Source organism: Streptomyces sp. NPDC049837, assembly GCF_040674455.1.
Taxonomy (GTDB): domain Bacteria; phylum Actinomycetota; class Actinomycetes; order Streptomycetales; family Streptomycetaceae; genus Streptomyces.
In genome coordinates this window covers 13,127-30,699 of the sequence record NZ_JBFAMP010000021.1, presented here as the reverse complement: position 1 = coordinate 30,699, position 17,573 = coordinate 13,127, and the positions used below count along the sequence as shown (strand labels likewise).

Annotated in this window: 17 protein-coding genes; 16 read left to right on the top strand and 1 reads right to left on the bottom strand. The window is 73.9% G+C overall.

Annotation, left to right across the window (positions count from 1 at the left end; translation table 11 throughout):
• The first annotated feature begins 115 nt into the window (after positions 1-115).
• From AB0J57_RS34080 to AB0J57_RS34070, 3 genes are all read left to right on the top strand, one after another.
• Positions 116-1,381 (top strand): beta-ketoacyl-[acyl-carrier-protein] synthase family protein, encoded by a 1,266-nt coding sequence (locus AB0J57_RS34080; RefSeq protein ID WP_366132289.1) that lies wholly within the window; start codon positions 116-118, stop codon positions 1,379-1,381.
• Positions 1,378-2,628 (top strand): ketosynthase chain-length factor, encoded by a 1,251-nt coding sequence (locus tag AB0J57_RS34075; protein ID WP_366132288.1) that lies wholly within the window; start codon positions 1,378-1,380, stop codon positions 2,626-2,628. The genes AB0J57_RS34080 and AB0J57_RS34075 overlap by 4 nt, the downstream gene beginning before the upstream one ends.
• A 211-nt stretch (positions 2,629-2,839) precedes the next feature.
• Positions 2,840-3,103: an acyl carrier protein gene (locus tag AB0J57_RS34070; RefSeq protein ID WP_366132287.1), complete on the top strand. Its 264-nt coding sequence runs from the start codon at positions 2,840-2,842 to the stop codon at positions 3,101-3,103.
• Positions 3,104-3,408: 305 nt separating this feature from the next.
• Here the strand turns inward: AB0J57_RS34070 and AB0J57_RS34065 are convergent, their stop codons facing one another.
• On the bottom strand, positions 3,409-3,705 hold the full coding sequence (locus tag AB0J57_RS34065; protein ID WP_366132286.1) for an antibiotic biosynthesis monooxygenase family protein: 297 nt from the start codon (positions 3,703-3,705) through the stop codon (positions 3,409-3,411).
• 136 nt (positions 3,706-3,841) lie between these two features.
• Here AB0J57_RS34065 and AB0J57_RS34060 point away from each other — a divergent pair, with 136 nt between their 5' ends.
• From AB0J57_RS34060 to AB0J57_RS34000, 13 genes are all read left to right on the top strand, one after another.
• A complete protein-coding gene (locus AB0J57_RS34060) occupies positions 3,842-4,873 on the top strand; it encodes an ATP-binding cassette domain-containing protein (RefSeq protein WP_366132285.1) in 1,032 nt (343 codons plus the stop codon).
• Complete coding sequence (locus tag AB0J57_RS34055) at positions 4,870-5,694, top strand: ABC transporter permease (protein WP_366132284.1); 825 nt, start codon at positions 4,870-4,872, stop codon at positions 5,692-5,694. Before AB0J57_RS34060 ends, AB0J57_RS34055 begins: the two co-directional genes overlap by 4 nt.
• Positions 5,695-5,731: 37 nt before the next feature.
• Positions 5,732-8,581, top strand: a complete 2,850-nt coding sequence (locus AB0J57_RS34050; protein WP_366132283.1) for a DEAD/DEAH box helicase — start codon at positions 5,732-5,734, stop codon at positions 8,579-8,581.
• Positions 8,581-9,882: a hypothetical protein gene (locus AB0J57_RS34045; RefSeq protein WP_366132282.1), complete on the top strand. Its 1,302-nt coding sequence runs from the start codon at positions 8,581-8,583 to the stop codon at positions 9,880-9,882. The genes AB0J57_RS34050 and AB0J57_RS34045 overlap by 1 nt, the downstream gene beginning before the upstream one ends.
• Positions 9,883-10,053: 171 nt before the next feature.
• Positions 10,054-11,541 carry an AMP-binding protein gene (locus AB0J57_RS34040; protein WP_366132281.1) on the top strand — a complete coding sequence of 496 codons (1,488 nt, stop codon included), beginning with the start codon at positions 10,054-10,056 and terminating at the stop codon, positions 11,539-11,541.
• A gap of 1 nt (position 11,542) precedes the next feature.
• A complete protein-coding gene (locus AB0J57_RS34035; RefSeq protein WP_366132280.1) occupies positions 11,543-11,806 on the top strand; it encodes an acyl carrier protein in 264 nt (87 codons plus the stop codon).
• A 2-nt stretch (positions 11,807-11,808) separates the two neighbouring features.
• Entirely contained in the window at positions 11,809-12,852 is a 1,044-nt protein-coding gene (locus AB0J57_RS34030) for a hypothetical protein (RefSeq protein WP_366132279.1), read from the top strand.
• The gene (gene trpA, locus AB0J57_RS34025; protein WP_366132278.1) at positions 12,845-13,966 is read left to right on the top strand and encodes a tryptophan synthase subunit alpha; all 1,122 of its coding nucleotides are present in this window, start codon (positions 12,845-12,847) and stop codon (positions 13,964-13,966) included. Before AB0J57_RS34030 ends, trpA begins: the two co-directional genes overlap by 8 nt.
• Entirely contained in the window at positions 13,963-14,337 is a 375-nt protein-coding gene (locus AB0J57_RS34020; protein WP_366132277.1) for an ectoine synthase, read from the top strand. The genes trpA and AB0J57_RS34020 overlap by 4 nt, the downstream gene beginning before the upstream one ends.
• The gene (locus AB0J57_RS34015) at positions 14,337-15,476 is read left to right on the top strand and encodes an acyl-CoA dehydrogenase family protein (protein ID WP_366132276.1); all 1,140 of its coding nucleotides are present in this window, start codon (positions 14,337-14,339) and stop codon (positions 15,474-15,476) included. Before AB0J57_RS34020 ends, AB0J57_RS34015 begins: the two co-directional genes overlap by 1 nt.
• Positions 15,477-15,507: 31 nt before the next feature.
• Complete coding sequence (locus tag AB0J57_RS34010; protein WP_366132275.1) at positions 15,508-16,173, top strand: transglutaminase-like domain-containing protein; 666 nt, start codon at positions 15,508-15,510, stop codon at positions 16,171-16,173.
• Positions 16,173-16,844 (top strand): N-(5'-phosphoribosyl)anthranilate isomerase, encoded by a 672-nt coding sequence (locus AB0J57_RS34005; protein WP_366132274.1) that lies wholly within the window; start codon positions 16,173-16,175, stop codon positions 16,842-16,844. The genes AB0J57_RS34010 and AB0J57_RS34005 overlap by 1 nt, the downstream gene beginning before the upstream one ends.
• Entirely contained in the window at positions 16,841-17,551 is a 711-nt protein-coding gene (locus AB0J57_RS34000) for an indole-3-glycerol-phosphate synthase (RefSeq protein ID WP_366132272.1), read from the top strand. Before AB0J57_RS34005 ends, AB0J57_RS34000 begins: the two co-directional genes overlap by 4 nt.
• The last annotated feature ends 22 nt before the right edge of the window (positions 17,552-17,573 follow it).

The following is a 17,573-nucleotide window of genomic DNA, read 5'->3' as shown; positions in this document are numbered from 1 at the left end:
GCGGGGCGATCTGCTGTGGGAGGCATGTTCAAGCCATTCTCCAGGTCCATCGGCGACGCTCGGACGGTAGCTGAGGTGGTCGTGACACCTGGAGGACAACTGTGAGGGACAGCCGATGAGACGGGTTGTGATCACCGGTATCGGAGTGGTCGCCCCGGGCGGGGTGGGTACCAAGGAGTTCTGGTCGGTGCTCACCGCAGGCCGCACGGCGACCCGAGGCATCACCCTGTTCGACCCGGCCCAGTTCCGTTCGCGTATCGCCGCCGAGGTGGACTTCGATCCCGAGGCGCACGGGTTCAGCCAGGCCGAGGCCGCCAGGCTCGACCGGGCCGCGCAGTTCGCGGTGGTCAGTGCGCGGGAGGCGCTGGCGGACAGCGGGCTGGTCGGGGAACTCGATCCGTTGCGCACGGGGGTCACCCTCGGCAGCGCCGTCGGCTGCACCACCGGGCTGGACGTCGAGTACGCGTCGGTCAGCGAGAACGGCGCGCACTGGCTCGTCGACCACACGCGGGCCGTCGGCCATCTCTTCGACTACTTCGTGCCCAGCTCGCTGGCCGCCGAGGTCGCCCACACGGTCGGTGCCCAGGGGCCGGTGTCGCTGGTCTCGACGGGCTGCACCTCCGGGCTGGACTCCGTCGGGCACGCGGTGGAGCTGATCCGCGAGGGCAGCGCCGACGTCATGGTCACCGGTGCCACGGAGGCGCCGATCTCCCCCATCACCGTCGCCTGCTTCGACGCCATCAAGGCCACCAGCCCCCGTAACGACGAGCCGGAGACGGCCTCGCGGCCCTTCGACCGGACGCGCAACGGGTTCGTGCTCGGTGAGGGTTCGGCCGTCCTGGTCATCGAGGAGCTGGAGCACGCCCGCAGGCGCGGTGCGCATGTGTACGCCGAGATCGCCGGCTTCGCCAGCCGCAGCAACGCGTACCACATGACCGGTCTGCGGTCGGACGGGACGGAGATGGCTGAGGCCATCACCGCCGCCCTGGACGAGGCGCGGCTCAACCCCGGCGACGTCGACTACATCAACGCCCACGGCTCGGGCACCAAGCAGAACGACCGGCACGAGACGACCGCGTTCAAGCGCAGCCTGGGTGCCCGCGCCCACGAGGTGCCCGTCAGCTCCATCAAGTCGATGATCGGGCACTCGCTCGGCGCCATCGGCTCCCTGGAGGTGGCGGCCAGCGCCCTGGCCATCGAGCACAACACGGTTCCGCCCACGGCCAACCTCCACGAACCCGACCCCGCTTGCGACCTGGACTACACCCCGCTCGTCGCCCGTGAGCAGGTGACCGACACGGTCCTCACCGTCGGCAGCGGCTTCGGCGGCTTCCAGAGCGCCATGGTCCTGACCCGCCCGCACCTGGGAGTGAGCGCATGACGACCACTACGTCCCCCGCGCCGGTCCGAACCGGCGTCGCCGTGGTCACCGGTATCGGTGTCGCCGCGCCCAACGGGCTCGGTGCCGAGGCCTGGTGGGCGGCGGTACTGCGCGGTGAGAGCGGCATCCGGTCCCTCACCCGGTTCGACGCCTCCGGCTACCCGGCGCGGCTGGCGGGCGAGGTACCCGGCTTCGTCGCCGAGGACCACGTACCGAGCCGGCTGCTGTCGCAGACCGACCAGGTGACCCGGCTGTCGCTGGTGGCCGCCAAGGAGGCCCTGGACGACGCGGGTGTCGACCCGGCCGAGCTGCCCGAGTACGCGGCGGGTGTGGTCACCGCGAGTTCGGCGGGCGGCTTCGAGTTCGGCCAGCGTGAGTTGCAGGCCCTGTGGAGCAAGGGCAGTCAGCACGTCAGCGCGTACCAGTCCTTCGCCTGGTTCTACGCGGTGAACACCGGCCAGATCTCCATCCGGCACGGGCTGCGCGGCGCCAGCGGTGTGCTGGTGACCGAGCAGGCGGGCGGGCTCGACGCCGTCGGGCAGGCCCGCCGCCAGCTCCGCAAGGGCTCCTCGCTCGTCATCACCGGCGCGGTCGACTCCGCGCTGTGCCCGTGGGGGTGGACCGCGCACCTCGCGGAGGGGCGCATCAGCCTCAGCGACGACCCCGGCCGCGCCTTCCTGCCGTTCTCGGCCGACGCCAACGGGTACGTCCCCGGCGAGGGCGGCGCCCTGCTGGTGGTGGAGGACGCCGGTGCCGCGCGCGCCCGGGACGCCCGGGTGTACGGGACGGTCGCCGGGTACGCGTCCACCTTCGACCCGGCCCCGGGCACCGGGGGAGGGTCACGGCTCGGCGCCGCGGCCGAGCTGGCCCTGGCCGACGCCGGGGTACGCCCCGACCAGGTCGACGTGGTCTTCGCCGACGCCGCCGGTGAACGGGCGGCCGACCGCGCCGAGGCGCGGGTGCTCGCCGAGCTGTTCGGGGAGCGCGGCGTACCCGTGACCGCGCCCAAGAGCATGACCGGCCGACTTGCCGCCGGGGGGTCCTCGCTGGACCTGGCAGCGGCCCTGTTCTCGGTGCGCGACCGGGTGATCCCGCCCACCACCGGCACCGTGCGCCCGGCGGACGACTGCCCCCTGGACCTGGTCACCGGTGCGCCGCGCCGTGACGTCGAGGTGCGGACCGCGCTGGTGCTGGCGCGTGGGCGGGGCGGTTTCAACTCCGCCGCGGTGGTCCGCGCCGCCGCCTGAGCACGCGGCCGGGTTATCACGGCGTGATAACCCGCGCGGCCGGCACTCGGGCCGGCCGCCTCATCGCACGGTCCGGTTATCACGGCGTGATAGCCCCCGGGCCGGCTGTCCGCGCCGCCTGGTTATCACGGCGTGATGGCCCCAGCCGGTTATCACGCCGTGATAACCCCGACGCCCGTAGAGAAGTCCGTACCGAAGAAAGAGGTATGCCGTGAATCTGCTGGAACTCACCGATCTGACCGCCCTGTTGCGCGAGTGCGCCGGCGAGGACGAGGGCGTGGACCTGGACGGGGACATCCTGGACGTCCCGTTCATAGACCTCGGTTACGACTCCCTCGCGCTGCTCCAGACCACCGGGCGCATCGAGCGCGACTTCGATCTGGTCCTCGACGAGGAGGCCATCGACGAGGCCGACACTCCGCGTGCGTACCTGGCTCTGGTCAACCGGGCGCTGTCCGAGCGCGCCGCCGTCTGAGTGGGGGAGTCCGACCGCTCCGAACCGCAGGGCGTTCGAGGTGGGTGCGGTGCCCGGCTCGCGGACGTGTACCGGACGCTGTACTAAGGCTGGGGCGTGACGCGCCGTCACGGGATCTCCAGCGACCACCTCCAGGCGGTGGAGGTGGTGGTCGCCCCACGCCGGTGCGGGCGGAGGAACGTGTTCCAGCATGCGTTGTCCGTGAAGGCGGCGCGCCAGGCTTTGGGACGGGATGGCTTGGGACGGGATGCGAGAACGGGCGGCCCCTGTTTGTCGGGGGCCGCCCGCTCTGGCGTTTGGGGCGCTCAGCGGTTGGCCGTGCGTTCCATCACCGACGCGTACAGGTTCGGCTCGCTGGTGCTCAGCGTGCGCAGGGCGGCGGCGTGCGGGGCGAAGTCGGGGTGGGTGACGGCCGCGCGGAAGGACTCGGCGTCCGCCCACTCGGCGACGTTGACGTAGCTGCCGGGCTGCTCGGTGTGGCGCAGCAGCCGGTGGCTGAGGAAACCGGGACGGTCACGGAAGAAGGCCGAGGTGTCGTCGAAGAGCCGCTCGAACTCCTCGGCGGGGCCAGTGACCGTGAAGCGGTTGATGAAGGTGACCACGTGCTCCTCCGGGCCGGTGGGTGTGCGCTGACGTCCCGACGCTTCCGCCTGCGGGTCGAGCGGGGCTCGAAGGGGAGCCGAGCACCGGCGCCGACACTGCTCAGCACACGTCATCCACCCCGGGGGAAGGACACCAATGGGACTTGAACACGCGATCCTCGCCGAGAACCTGTGCAAGCGGTACGGCGAGGCCCCGGCCCTGAGCGGGTTCGACCTGCGGGTGGCCCAGGGGACCGTGCACGGGCTGCTCGGGCCCAACGGCGCGGGCAAGACCACCGCGGTGCGCATCCTGTCCACGCTGACCCGGCTGGACGAGGGCCGCGCCGAGGTCGCCGGTTTCGACGTGGTCCGCCACAGCGCGGAGGTGCGCACGCGGATCGGTCTGCTCGGGCAGTACGCGGCGGTCGACGAGGTGCTCAGCGGTCGGCAGAACCTGGTGATGTTCGGCCGGCTGTACCACTTGGGGAAGCGGGCGGCGGAGGAGCGCGCGGACGCGCTGCTGGAGCAGTTCGCGCTCACCGACACGGGCACCAAGCCCGTCAAGGACTACTCGGGCGGTATGCGCCGGCGCCTCGACCTGGCGGCCAGCTTGATCGTCGCGCCCCAGGTGCTCTTCCTCGACGAGCCGACGACGGGACTGGACCCGCGCAGCCGCAACGAGGTCTGGGCGGCGGTGCGTTCGCTGGTCGACGACGGCACGACCGTGCTGCTGACCACGCAGTACCTGGACGAGGCGGACCAGCTCGCCGACCGGATCTCGGTCATCGCGTCGCAGGGCGGCGCGGGCGGGCGGGTGATCGCCGAGGGCACGCCCGACGAGCTGAAGTCGACGATCGGCGGCGACCGGATCGACATCACGGTCCGCAACGCCGACGATTTCGCCGTCGCGACCCAGGTGCTGGCGCGGGTCACCGGTCGGGTTCCCGACACCGACGCGGAGAACTGGCGGCTGGGTGTGCCGGTCCAGGACCGGGTCGTCGCGCTGACCGAGACGGTACGCGCGCTCGGCGACGCCGGGGTGGTGGCCGAGGACATCGCGTTGCGCCGCCCGCCCCTGGACGAGGTGTTCCTGCACCTCACGGGGACGGACAAGGACACAGTCAAGGACTCGGACACGAGGGCGGCCCGGACGGTCCGCGACGAGAACAAGGAAGAGGTGACGGTGTGACCACCGCAGCCCCGCAGCTCACGACCGCGACGGGCGGTGCCCGCTGGGCCCTGTCCGACTCCTGGGTCCTGACCGGCCGTGCCCTGGCCCACTGGGCCCGCAACCCCGCTCCGGTCATCCTCAGGATGCTTTTCCCGATCATGATGGTGCTGATGTTCGGGTACCTGCTCGGCGGCGCGATGCAGGTGCCCGAAGGCGGCAGTTACCGCGAGTTCATGATGCCGGGCATGTTCGCCATGACGATGGTCTTCGGCATCGAGGTGACGATGCTGGCCGTGATCGGCGACGCCAACAAGGGCGTCACCGACCGGTTCCGTGCGATGCCCACGTCCTCCGGGGCGGTGCTGACCGCCCGCAGCATCGCCGACATGCTCAACTCGGTCCTCGGCCTGACCTTGATGCTCCTGTGCGGTCTTGCGGTCGGCTGGCGGGCGAACAGCGGGCTGGGCCCGGCTCTCACGGCGGTCGGCCTGCTCCTGCTGCTGCGCTTCGCGCTGCTGTGGGTGGGCATCTACCTGGGTCTCGTCTTCAGGGACACGGCCGCCGTGACCGCCGCGGAGACGCTGGTGTGGCCACTCGGGTTCCTGTCGAACGCGTTCGTCTCGCCGGACACCATGCCGGGCTGGCTCGCCGCGGTCTCCGAGTGGAATCCGCTGTCGGCGACGGTGACGGCGACGCGGAAACTGTTCGGCAACCCCGGCTGGGACACCGGGACATGGGCGTCGGATCAGGCCATAGTCCTGGCCGTGATCTGGCCGGTGGTCATTTTCGCGATCTTCTTCCCTCTGGCCGTGCGACGCTACCAGCGGCTCGACGGCTGAAACCGGCCACGCCGGACGGAAAGGATTCCAGAGGGACATGACAGTGACGACGGGTGTGCGCACCGGCGAACTCACGCGGTGCGCGGCGCTGTTCGAAGCGGCCGACCCGCCCCGCGCCGGCAAGGTGGTGTTCTGGGACCCGCAGGGCGGCCCGCCTCCGGTGGGCCGGGACGGGTGCGGGGACGCCGGCGAGGCGGACGTCGTCACCGTCGAGGACGGGGCGCCCGTGACCCGCACCGTCCCGGTCGTGCGCCTGTCGGTCGCCGACGCCCTGCCGGTGCTGGCCCGCGCGGCCAGGCCGGGGGAGACGGCCCATTCGGCCGCCGCGTTCTGGGGCCGGGCGGCCGCGATCGCCCTGCACCTGGCGGCCCGCGAGCGGCTGCTGCCGGGCGTCACCCCGGGCGGCTACGACGCCTGGCGGACCGGGCCCCTGGACCTGGACGACGTGCGGCGCGTACGGGAACTGGCGGCCGCCGCGCCGCCCGAGGCGTACGCCGCCGCCCTGCCGGGCACGGGCGGCGCGCACGTGCGCCTGGCCGAACCGGAGGCTCTGGTACGGGCGTTCCTGGACGCCGTCGCCGACACCCTGCCGCGCACCCCCGCGGCGCACGCGGCGACCGGCCGGGCGGCGTTCGCGGCGGTCGAGCCGCAGCACGTGCCGCAACTGCGGGCGTGGGCCGAGGAGATCTCGGCGGGGCTCGACTCCGGGGTACGGGTCTCGCTGCGGGTCGAGCTCGCGGGGCGCGGGGACGCGGACGGCGGGGGAGTGGAACCGCCCGCCCTGCGGCTCGTACCGCGCGCCCACAGCCTCGCCGACCCGACCCTGGCGCTCGACGCGGGCGAGCTGTTCGAGAGCGCCGACCACGCGCTGGGCCCGCGCGCCCAGGCCGACACCGTGCTCGCCGTGCGCCGCGCCGCGGGCGTGTGGCCACCGCTGGAGCGGCTGCTGCCCGTACCGCGCGCCATGGACCTGTCCGACCGGGACGTCACCGACCTGCTGGGCGACGGGGCCGGCCGGCTGCGCGCCCACGGCATCGACGTCCTGTGGCCCGAGGACGCCCACCGGTCGCTGACCGCCCGCGCCGTCGTCGGCGCCGACCTGCCGCCACCCACCGACCTGCGCTCCTTCTTCGGCGGCGACGGCACGGTCGATCTGCGCCGGCAGCTCGACCTCGACGGCGACCCGCTCACCGAGGAGGAGATGGCGGCGGTCGGCACCGGCCGGCCCGTCGTACGGCTGCGCGGCAGGTGGACCCTCGTCGGCGCGGACCTCGCCCGCAAGGCGCGCGAGCGGGAGGTGGGCTCCCTCACCGCGATCGAGGCCCTCGCCGTCGCGCTGAGCGGGTACGCGCGGATCGGCACCGAGCAGGTGCCCGTCGCGCCCACCGCCTGGCTGCTGGCGCTGCGCGCCCGACTGTCCGACCCGGACGGCGGCAGTGAACCCGTCCGGCAGCCCGCCGCGCTCACCGCCACGCTGCGCGACTACCAGCTCCGGGGGCTGCGCTGGCTGGACCGGATGACCTCGCTGGGCCTGGGCGGCTGCCTCGCCGACGACATGGGCCTGGGCAAGACCCTCCAGCTCATCTCGCTGCACCTGCTGCGCCAGGAGCACGAGGACAGCGCCGGCCCGACGCTCGTCGTCTGCCCGGCCTCGCTGCTGGGCAACTGGCAGCGGGAGGTGGGCCGGTTCGCGCCCGGCACCGCCGTCCGCCGCTTCCACGGCACCGGGCGCACCCTGGAGGGCGCCGACGACGGGTTCGTCCTGACGACGTACGGCACCATGCGGCTGGACGCCGAGCGGCTGGCCGGGCACCGCTGGAGCATGGTCGTCGCCGACGAGGCCCAGCACGTCAAGAACCCGCACTCCAGCACCGCGAAGGCGCTGCGGCTGATCGGTGCCGACGCGAAGGTCGCGCTCACCGGCACGCCCGTGGAGAACAGCCTCTCCGAGCTGTGGGCCATCCTCGACTGGACGACGCCCGGACTGCTGGGCGGGTACGGGGAGTTCCGCCGGCGCTGGATGGCGCCGATCGAGGCGGAGCGTGCCGAGGGGGCGGGGGAGCGGGCCACGGCCCAGCGCCTGGCCGGTCTCGTACGCCCGTTCCTGCTGCGCCGCCGCAAGTCCGACCCGGGCATCGCGCCGGAGCTGCCGCCCAAGACCGAGACGGACCGACCGGTCTCGCTCAGTGCCGAACAGTCGGCCCTGTACCGCACACATGTACGGGAGGTGATGGCGCAGATCCGCGGCAGCGAGGGCATCGCCCGCAGCGGTCTGGTCCTGAAGCTGCTCACCGGGCTGAAGCAGATCTGCAACCACCCCGCCCAGTTCCTCAAGGAGGAGGGCGCGGCCCCCCTCACCGGGCGCTCCGGGAAGCTGGAGCTGCTCGACGAACTCCTCGACACGATCACCGCCGAGGGCGGCGCCGCGCTGGTGTTCACCCAGTACGTCGCCATGGCGCGACTGCTGGAGCGGCACCTGCGGGAGCGGGGCGTACCCGCGCAGCTCCTGCACGGCGGCACGCCCGTGCCGAAGCGCGAGGAGCTGGTGCAGCGTTTCCAGGACGGGGAAGTGCCCGTGTTCCTGCTGTCGCTGAAGGCGGCGGGCACCGGGCTGAACCTCACCCGGGCCGATCACGTCGTGCACTACGACCGCTGGTGGAACCCCGCGGTGGAGGCCCAGGCCACGGACCGTGCGTACCGTATCGGCCAGACCAAGCCGGTCCAGGTGCACCGGCTGATCGCCGAGGGCACCGTCGAGGACCGGATCGCCGCGCTGCTGGAGTCCAAGAAGGAGCTGGCGGACGCGGTGCTGGGCACGGGGGAGCAGGCGTTGACGGAGCTGACGAACGACGAGCTGGCCAACCTGGTCGAGCTGAGGAGCGAGTGATGGGCGAGGCACAGGAGAGCGGTGCACGGGGCTTTCCCGCCTTCCCGGCGCGCAAGGGCGGGCGCGCCCGCGGCCAGTCGTTCTGGGCCAAGGCGTGGACCGAGGCCGTGGAGGACACCTGGCCGGAGGAGGAGTCCCTGAAGAAGGGCCGGGCCTTCGCGCGCACCGGGCGGATCGGCCCGATCACCGTCAGCCCGGGGCGGATCTCGGCGGAGGTGTACGGGGGCGAGGCCGCGTACACGACCGTGGTCACGCTCGCGGAGCTGGACGCGGGGGAGTGGGAGCTGCTCTGGGAGAAGGCCGCCGACCGGCCGGCCGTGACGGAGGAACTCCTCGCGGGTGAGCTGCCGGAGGACCTCCTGGAGGCCGTGGAGGACGCCCGGGTACGGATGCTGCCCGGGTACGGCGACCTGGACGCGGACTGCGACTGCGACGCCCTGGAGCACCCGTGCCCGCACGCCACGGCGCTGTGCTACCAGGTGTCGTGGCTGCTGGAGACGGAGCCGTGGCTGCTGCCGCTGGTGCGGGGCAGGGACGCCGAGGAGGCCGTGGAGGAGCTCAAGTCGGAGCTGCTGCTGCGGGCGATGACGGGCGCGGACGAGGACGACGAGGACTCGGTCGAGGAGGAGGACGAGGACGGGTACGAGGGCGAGGGCGGCGGCGAGGACGCGGCCGGTCCGCCGCCGGGCCTCGACCCCGTGGCGGCGTGGACCCGTGAAGCGTCGCCGCTGCCCGCCCTGCCGCCGCTGCCGGCCGCGCCGGCCGGCACCGACGAGCCGGTCACCGGCATCGAGGCCGACCCCCTGGAGCAGTTGGTCGCCGACGCGGCCGTCCGGGCGCGCGGACTGCTCGCTTACGCCCTCGGGCTGACCGCCGAGCCCGCGCCGCCGCTGGACCTGTGGCAGGACACCGTGCGGATCGCCGCCACGCACCCGGACCCGAGGGTGCCGGCGCGGCTGCGCGAGAGCTGCGGCAGGCCGCCCGGGGAGCTGGACCGCGCGGCCGCCGCCTGGCGCACCGGCGGGGCGGCCGGGCTGGAGGTGCTGGAGCGCACCTGGTCGCCGTCCGCCCAGGAGACCGCCCGGGCCCGGGCGGCGCTGTCGGCGGGCTGGGAGGCGGACGAGCTGCCCGAGCTGGAGGTCCGGGACAACCACTGGACCCTCGCCGGACAGGGCATCCAACTGCGCCTGGGCCGCGACGGGCGGTGGTACCCCTACCGCGAGGAGTCGGGCGCGTGGTGGCCCGCCGGGGCGCCGCACAGCGACCCGGCGGACGTGCTCGTGGAGCTGACCGCCGGCTGAGCGCCGCACGAACCGTACGGCCCCGAGGGGGCCGCGTCACCTGCCCGGTGACGCGGCCCCCTCGTATGTGCGGGGGTACGCACAAGAGTTCAGCGGGGCTCCATCGATCCTCCAGACGGCGAAACCACCATCGGAACCCACAGGAGCGCAAGGCGAGCTGGGGGAGGAGCCGTGAGCGGAAGCGTGGGCGCGGCAGAGGGCCGTCGGGGTCTGCTCGACGGCATCGTCGGGCAGGCGCGGCGGGCGCCGCGTGCGACGGCCCTGGTGTGGCGGGACGAGGAGATCAGTTACGGGTCGCTGCTGCACCGCACGGCGCGGGAGCGGGCCCGAATCGCACAACTGCCGGGCGACGAGCCGGTCTCGGTGCCCGCCGTGAAGTCACCCGCCACGATCGCGCTGGTCCTGGCATGCCTGCTGGAGCGGCGGCCGGTCCTGCTGCCCGCGGCGACGCTCGGGCAGGACGCCCTGGACGAGCTGCACGAGCAGGCCGGCGTACGGCACGTGCTGCGGCCGTGCGACGTCGCCGAAGCGGAGGCCGGCGCGCCCGCGCCCCCCGCGCCGCCCACCGGCCGGCCGGCCCTGCTGCTGACCACGTCCGGTTCCACCGGGCTGCCGAAGATCGTCCCGCTGGACGCGGACGCCATCGACGCCTTCACCGACTGGGCAGCCGGCGCTTTCGGCATCGGACCGGGCACCACCGTCCTCAACTACGCGCCGCTCAACTTCGACCTGTGCCTGCTCGACGTCTGGACCACCCTCGCCCACGGCGGCCGTGTCGTCCTCGTCGACCCCGACCACGCCCTGGAAGGGGCGCGCCTGCTCGGGCTCCTCCAGCGGCACGAGGTGCACGTCGTCCAGGCCGTACCCATGTTCTTCCGGCTGCTCGCCGACGCGGCGGACGCCACCGGGGCGGCCCTGCCCGCCGTGCGGCACGCCATGTTCACCGGCGACGCCATACCCGGGCCGCTCCTCGACCGGCTGCCCGGCCTGCTGCCCGGGGCCCGGCTCCACAACATCTACGGGTGCACCGAGACCAACGACAGTTACGTCCACGAGGTCGACACCCGCGCCCCCGCCTCGCCGCCCCTCCCCATCGGCGTCCCGCTGCCCGGCGTCGAGGCGCTCGTCGTCACGGCCGAGGGCGCGGTGCTGGACGGGCCCGGCACGGGTGAACTGCTGGTCTCCACACCGTTCCAGACGCGCGGCTACCTGGGCGCCGCGGCCGCCAGGAAGGTCTTCGTACCGCATCCCGTGCGCGACGACGGCCGGCGCTACTTCCGCAGCGGCGACCTGGTGCGCAGGCACCCGGACGGCTCGCTGACCCTGGAGGGCCGCACCGACCACCAGGTCAAGGTGCGCGGGGTGCGGGTCAACGCCCAGGAGGTGGAGCACGTCCTGCTCGGCCACCGCGATGTGACCGAGGCGGCCGTCCTGGCCCTGCCCGACCCGATCGCGGGGCGCCTGCTGCACGCGGTCGTGCGGCGTTCACCGGACTCGGGCCTCAACAGCCTGACGCTGCGCGGGCACCTCGCCCGCCGGCTGCCCCGGGCGGCGGTCCCCTCGGTGCTGCGCATCACCGACGACGCGCTGCCCCGGACCTCCACCGGCAAGGTCGACCGCGACCGGGTCGCTTCGGCCCACTTCACCAAGGAGAACTGACATGCAGTACGCCCAGGCCGTCAGGGAGTTCATCGTCGAGGAGTTCCTGCCGGACGTGGCCGCCCACGAGCTGGCCGACGACCACGACCTCATGGAGAACGGCATCATCGACAGCCTCGGGCTGCTCAAGGTGATCGCCTGGCTGGAGGACCGCTACGGCGTCGACACCGACGCCGTCGACCTCGACCCGGAGTCCTTCACCTCCGTCGCGGCCATCGCCGCGTTCCTCGCGGACGCGCCGCGCGAGCACGCGGGGGCCGCGTAGCCATGCACGAAGCCGTCGTCTCGCTCATCGGCCGGGACCGTCCGGTGGAGCTGCCGGTGTGGCGGTCGTTCTGGGACCGGCTCCACGCGGGGGACTTGCGCAGGGGCGAAGCCACGGCTCTGCTGGCCTCCCTGTCCACCCGGATGCCCGACCGGGTCACCCTGTGCGCGTTCCTGGACTCGCTGGCCGAGCGCCGTCCCGCCCGCCCGGCGGACGCGTTCGGGGCGGCCGTCAACATCGTCGGCACCGGGGGCGGGCCGCGCACCTTCAACATCTCCACGGCCGCCGCGTTCGTGGCCGCGGCCATGGGCGTGCGGGTCGTCAAGACCGGTTCGCGGGCCTACACCAGCACCTGCGGCTCCCTGGACCTGCTGGAGCGGTTGGGGATCGCGCCGACGACGTCGTACGAGCAGACCCAGGAGGTCCTGGAGCGGTGCGGCATCGCCTTCGCCGGGTACTTCGTGTACCCGGCGGAGATCGCGCTGCTCGCGCGGGCCGTCGCCCCGCTGGACATGCGCCTGCTGGGGGCGTTCGTCAACGCCCTCGGCCCCTTCCTGGCCGACATGCCGGTGCGCGCCCAGGTGACCGGGGTGTCCCGCCCCGAGGCGCTGGAGGCCCTGCGGTACGCCGCCGGGCACACCTCCCGCGCCACCGGCCGTACGGTGTGGCTGGCCGGCAACGACGCCGGCGCCGACGAGCTCCTCGCCTTCACCGCCAACCGGGTGCGGGCCTACGAGGACGGCGGCGAGGACGAGTTCACGCTCACGCCCGCCGCGCTGGGCCTGGGCGCCGGGCGCCTGGCGGACCTGGCGCAGGCCGAGGGCGGGGCGGGGGGCGCCGCCGAGCTGTTCCGGGACGTGCTGGCCGGGCGCGGCGGCCCGGCGGCGACGCAGACCGTCTGCCTCAACGCCGCGGCCCTGGCGGTCGCCGGCCGGCTGACCGGTGACTGGCACCAGGCGCTGCGCGCCGCGCACGCCACGCTGCACGACGGCTCGGCGCTGGGACTGGTCGACCGGCTGCGGACGCTGGAGGCGGCCCATGCCTGAACGTCTCCTCACCGTCGCCCCGGTGTCGGGCTGCGTGCCCGGCCCACCACCTCTGTCGGGCCTCGCCCCGGCCGCCGTCCCGGGCGTGGCCGCCCTGTCCCTGGCGTCCTGCCGGAACGGGGCCTCGGGGGCGGGCGGGACGGGTGGTACTGGCGGATCGTCCGGTGCCTCCGGCACGGGTGCCGCCCGTGCCGCCTCGGGGGCCGCTGTGCGGGCGGCCTCCGGGGCGGGCGGTACCGGTGCGCACGGCGGCGGTCCGGACGGCGGCGGTCCGGACGGCGGCGCCGGGCGCGGGTTCTTCGCGCGGCGGCGGCCCGGCAGGCCCGGGCTCGCCGTGTTCGTGAACGCGGGCGATCCGCCGCTCGGCGCGCTGCCGGAGCTGGCCGCGATGCTGGACGACAGCGACGTCGACTGCCTCGAACTGGCCGTTCCGTTCCCCGACTCCGTCACCGACGGCCCCGTGATCCGCCGGTCCGCCGACCGGGCGCTGGCCGGCGGGGTCACCCTGGCCGCCGTCCTGGACGCGGTGGCCGCCGTGCGCCCCAGCTTGCGGCGGCTGCGGATCGCGCTGCTCGCCGACTGGAGCCACACCGTCAAGGGCACGGACCTGGGCGACTTCGCCCGCTCCGTCGCCGACGCCGGCTGCGACGGGCTGCTGCTGCACGGGCTGCCGCCCCGGCTGCGTACCGCCCACTACGAGGCCGCCCACCGGGCCGGGCTGCCCCTGGTCACCACCTGCTACGCCGTCTCGGACGCCGCGACCGCGGCGGAGGCGGCCCGGCACGCCTCCGCGTACCTCTACCTGGTCGCCCACTACGGGCGCAGCGGCACCACCGCCGCACCCGACCGCGAGCGGCTCGCCGCGGCCCTCGGCGGACTGCGCGCCGCCACCCGCGCCCCGGTCGCGGTCGGCTTCGGCGTCCGTACGCGGGCCGACATCGCCGCCCTGGAGGCGCTCGGCGCGGACGCGGCGGTCGTCGGCAGCGCGGGCGTGGCGCGCATCGAACAGGCCCTGGACCGGCGGCGCGACCCGGTGGAGGAGTTCGCCTCCTTCGTCGCGGAGCTGCGCCGCCCCACCGCCCCCCACCGTACGAACGAAGGGACCCACCCATGATCGTCCGCAAGCTCGACAGCGTCCGCTGCGTCGACTGGGGCAACGGCCTCAGCCGCCGGTTCCTCACCGAATCCGACGGCCTCGGTTACACCGTCACCGACACGATCGTGCGGGCCGGTACCAAGTCGCGGCTGGAGTACCGCCGCCACCTGGAGGCCTGCTACTGCATCGAGGGCAGCGGCGAGATCGTCGACATGGCCGGCACCTCCCACCCCATCACCCCCGGCACCCTCTACGCCCTCGACAAGCACGACGCGCACTGGCTGATCGCCGGCCCGGACGAGGACCTGCGCCTGGTGTGCATGTTCACCCCGGCGCTGCGCGGCGACGAGGTCCACAACCTCGACTCGGCCGAGTTCTCCCAGTACTGATGATCACGTGGACCGACGACCAGCAGCGGCTGCGCGACGGTCTGGCGCCGCTGCTGGACAAGCTCAGCGCCGGACACGTCGAGCGTGACGCCGAGGCCGCCTTCCCCCGCGAGCAGTGGGACCTGCTGCGCGCCTCGGGCATCCTGGGCCTGCCCTTCGAGGAGCGGTGGGGCGGGCTCGGACAGGACCTGCTGACCACGATGTACGTCCTGGAGGGGCTGGGCCAGGGCTGCCGCGACGCGGGGCTGAACTTCTCCGTGTGCAGCCACCTGGTCAGCACCGGCGTCCCCCTGCACCGGTTCGGCTCGCCGGAGCTGAAGGAGCGCTACCTGCCGGGGCTGTGCTCGGGCGACCTGATCGGCGCCCACGCCATCAGCGAGCCCGACAGCGGCTCGGACGCGCTGGCGATGCGTACCCGCGCCGTGCGCGACGGCGACGCGTACGTGCTCAACGGCAGCAAGGCCTTCGTCAGCAACGGGCCGGTCGCCGACGTGGTCACCGTCTACGCCCGTACCAGCGACCGTCCCGGCCCGCTGAGCATCACCGCGTTCCTCGTCGACCGCGACACGCCCGGCCTGAGCGTCGGGCGGCCGGTCGCCAAGATGGGGTTGCGCACCTCGCCGCTGTGCGAGCTGTTCTTCGACGACTGCCGCGTGCCCGCCTCGCGGGTCGTGGGCCGGCCCGGCGGCGGCTTCCTCGTCCTGGACCACGTGATGCGCTGGGAGATCCTGTGCTCCTTCGTCATCAACGCGGGGGAGATGCGCGACCGGGTGGAGCGCTGCGCCGAGTACGCGCGCACCCGCACCCAGTTCGGGCAGCCGATCGGCTCGTACCAGGCCGTCTCCCACAGAATCGTGGACATGGAGATCGGGGTGGAGACGGCCCGGCACTGGCTGTACTCCGCCGCCCGCAAGATGGCGGCGGGGGAGAACGTCACCCGGGACATCGCCATCGCCAAGCTCGTCACCAGCGAGGCCAACGTCGCCTCCGCGCTCGCCGCCGTCCAGATCTTCGGAGGCAACGGCTACATGGCCGAGTACGGCATCGAGAAGGAGCTGCGCAACTCGGTCGCCGGGACCATCTACTCCGGCACGTCCGAGATCCAGCGCAACCGCATCGCCTCGATGCTCGGCCTGTGATCACCCTACGACGGAAGCGGAACACGCCACCATGACCCTCCAGCCCGCGCTGGCAGCGACCGAGTTCATCGACCACGACAGCCCCGAGGTGCGCGACTTCGTCCGCCGCGCGCTGCCGGCGAGCGCCACCACCCCCACCGAGCGGGCCGTGGCCCTGTACTACGCGGTGCGCGACGGCATCCGCTACGAGGTGTACGGCGCGGACCTGTCCCGCGAGGGGCTGCGCGCCGGCCAGGTGGTGCGCACCGGCTCCGGCATGTGCCTGCACAAGTCGGTGCTGTACGCGGCCGGGCTGCGCTCGCTCGGCATACCGGCGCGCCTGGTCCTGACCGACGTACGCAACCACCTCGCCTCCGAGCGGCTGAAGGAGCTGCTCGGCGGGGATGTGTTCCACCAGCACGGGCTGACCTCGGTGTGGCTGGAGGGCCGGTGGGTGAAGGCGACGCCGGTCTTCAACAAGACGCTGTGCAAGCTGTACCGGATGGCGCCGCTGGACTTCGACGGCACCGCCGACAGCCTGCACCACCCCTTCGATCTGAAGGGGCGGCGGCAGATGGAGTTCCTGCGGACGCACGGCGAGTTCGACGACCTGCCCTACGAGTGGGTGATCGGCGACCTGCGCGCCGCGCACCCGAGGCTGTTCGAGGGCGAGGGGGACCGATTCGCGGAGGGTTCCCTCGTCGGTGAGGCGGCGTAGTGCTGGTCAAGATCTGCGGTGCGACGACCACCGCCGAGGTGCGGGGCGTCGCCGACGCCGGGGCGGACCTGGTCGGGCTGTGGCACGGGGTGGCCGGGGGCCGGGCGGACCTGTCCGCCGGGCAGTTGGCCGGGCTCGCCGCCGAGGCGCGGGCCACCGGGCGCCTGGAGGCGGTGCTGGTCACCTTCTCCGCCGACGCCGAGGCGCTGGCCCGCCTCACGGGCGGCCAGGGCCCGTCCTGGATACAGCTCCACGGTTACCAGCCGCCCGGCATGGTCCGCGCCCTGCGGGCGCTGGTCCCCGATGGCGTACGCATCGTCAAGGTGCTGCACGTCGAGGGCACCTCGTGCGTGGAGGCACGGCTGATCGGCGCGTACGAGCGGGCCGGCACGGACTGCTTCCTGCTCGACGCGGTCGGCGCCGGCGGGCGGGTGGGCAGTACGGCGGTGAGCCTGGACGACGCCACGGTGACGGGGCTGGCCGACCGCATGGAGCGGCCGTTCCTGCTCGCGGGCGGGCTGGGCGCGCGCAACCGGGACCGGTTCGGCGGGGCCGTCGCCCACCCCCGGTTCCTCGGCATCGACGTGGACTCCGCCGCCCGTGGCGAGGACGGGCTGCTCGCCCGGGCGAACGCGGCGGCGGTCACCCGTGCCTGGAGGGAGGCGTCATGACGTTCACGGACGCGCTGCTGTCCGCTCCACGTCCCGTGATCATGGAGGTCAAGCGGCGGGACGCGGACGGCACCGACCTCATGTGGCCGCGTACGGTGCCCGAGGTCGTCGCCGCGTACGAGGAGGCCGGGGCGCCGTGCGTCTCGGTGGTCACCGGCCGGTGGTTCGGTGGCAGCGAGGAGCTGCTGCGCGAGGTCGCCGCGCTCACCCGCCTGCCGCTGCTGCGCAAGGACTTCGTCACCAGCCGGCGCCAGCTCGAACGCACTCGTGAACTGGGCGCCTCCGCCGTGCTGCTGACCGTGAAGCTCCTGCCCGCCGGCGTGCTGGCGCGGCTGGTGGACCACGCCCTGGACCTCGGGCTGACCCCGTTCGTGGAGGTCGCCGACGCGGCCGAGGCGGCGGCGGTGCCGAGGGCGGCGCAGTGCGTGGTCGCCGTCAACAACAAGGACATCGCCACCCGTGAACGGCTGCCCGGTGACCTCGACCGCAGCGCCGCGCTGCTGCCGGCCGTGCGGGCCACGGGCACCCGCTGCGCGGTCAGCGCCAGCGGCATCGCCGATCCCGCCGACGCGGCCCGGCTCCTGGAGGCGGGCTTCCAGGGCCTGCTCATCGGTACGGGCCTGCTGCGCGCCCCGCACCCGGGGCACTGGTGCGCCGCCCTGGACGCCGCCCGTCGCGCCCCGGCAGGCGCCCTGAACGCCCTCTGAACGCGCCCCTGAACGCCCCTGT

What these genes read in the sequence shown, in the direction of transcription:
- AB0J57_RS34080 (WP_366132289.1), top strand. Translation starts at nt 116, where the DNA reads ATGAGACGGGTTGTGATCACCGGTATCGGAGTGGTCGCCCCGGGCGGG.
- AB0J57_RS34075 (WP_366132288.1), top strand. Translation starts at nt 1,378, where the DNA reads ATGACGACCACTACGTCCCCCGCGCCGGTCCGAACCGGCGTCGCCGTG.
- AB0J57_RS34060 (WP_366132285.1), top strand. Translation starts at nt 3,842, where the DNA reads ATGGGACTTGAACACGCGATCCTCGCCGAGAACCTGTGCAAGCGGTAC.
- AB0J57_RS34050 (WP_366132283.1), top strand. Translation starts at nt 5,732, where the DNA reads ATGACAGTGACGACGGGTGTGCGCACCGGCGAACTCACGCGGTGCGCG.
- AB0J57_RS34045 (WP_366132282.1), top strand. Translation starts at nt 8,581, where the DNA reads ATGGGCGAGGCACAGGAGAGCGGTGCACGGGGCTTTCCCGCCTTCCCG.
- AB0J57_RS34035 (WP_366132280.1), top strand. Translation starts at nt 11,543, where the DNA reads ATGCAGTACGCCCAGGCCGTCAGGGAGTTCATCGTCGAGGAGTTCCTG.
- AB0J57_RS34030 (WP_366132279.1), top strand. Translation starts at nt 11,809, where the DNA reads ATGCACGAAGCCGTCGTCTCGCTCATCGGCCGGGACCGTCCGGTGGAG.
- trpA (WP_366132278.1), top strand. Translation starts at nt 12,845, where the DNA reads ATGCCTGAACGTCTCCTCACCGTCGCCCCGGTGTCGGGCTGCGTGCCC.
- AB0J57_RS34020 (WP_366132277.1), top strand. Translation starts at nt 13,963, where the DNA reads ATGATCGTCCGCAAGCTCGACAGCGTCCGCTGCGTCGACTGGGGCAAC.
- AB0J57_RS34015 (WP_366132276.1), top strand. Translation starts at nt 14,337, where the DNA reads ATGATCACGTGGACCGACGACCAGCAGCGGCTGCGCGACGGTCTGGCG.
- AB0J57_RS34010 (WP_366132275.1), top strand. Translation starts at nt 15,508, where the DNA reads ATGACCCTCCAGCCCGCGCTGGCAGCGACCGAGTTCATCGACCACGAC.
- AB0J57_RS34000 (WP_366132272.1), top strand. Translation starts at nt 16,841, where the DNA reads ATGACGTTCACGGACGCGCTGCTGTCCGCTCCACGTCCCGTGATCATG.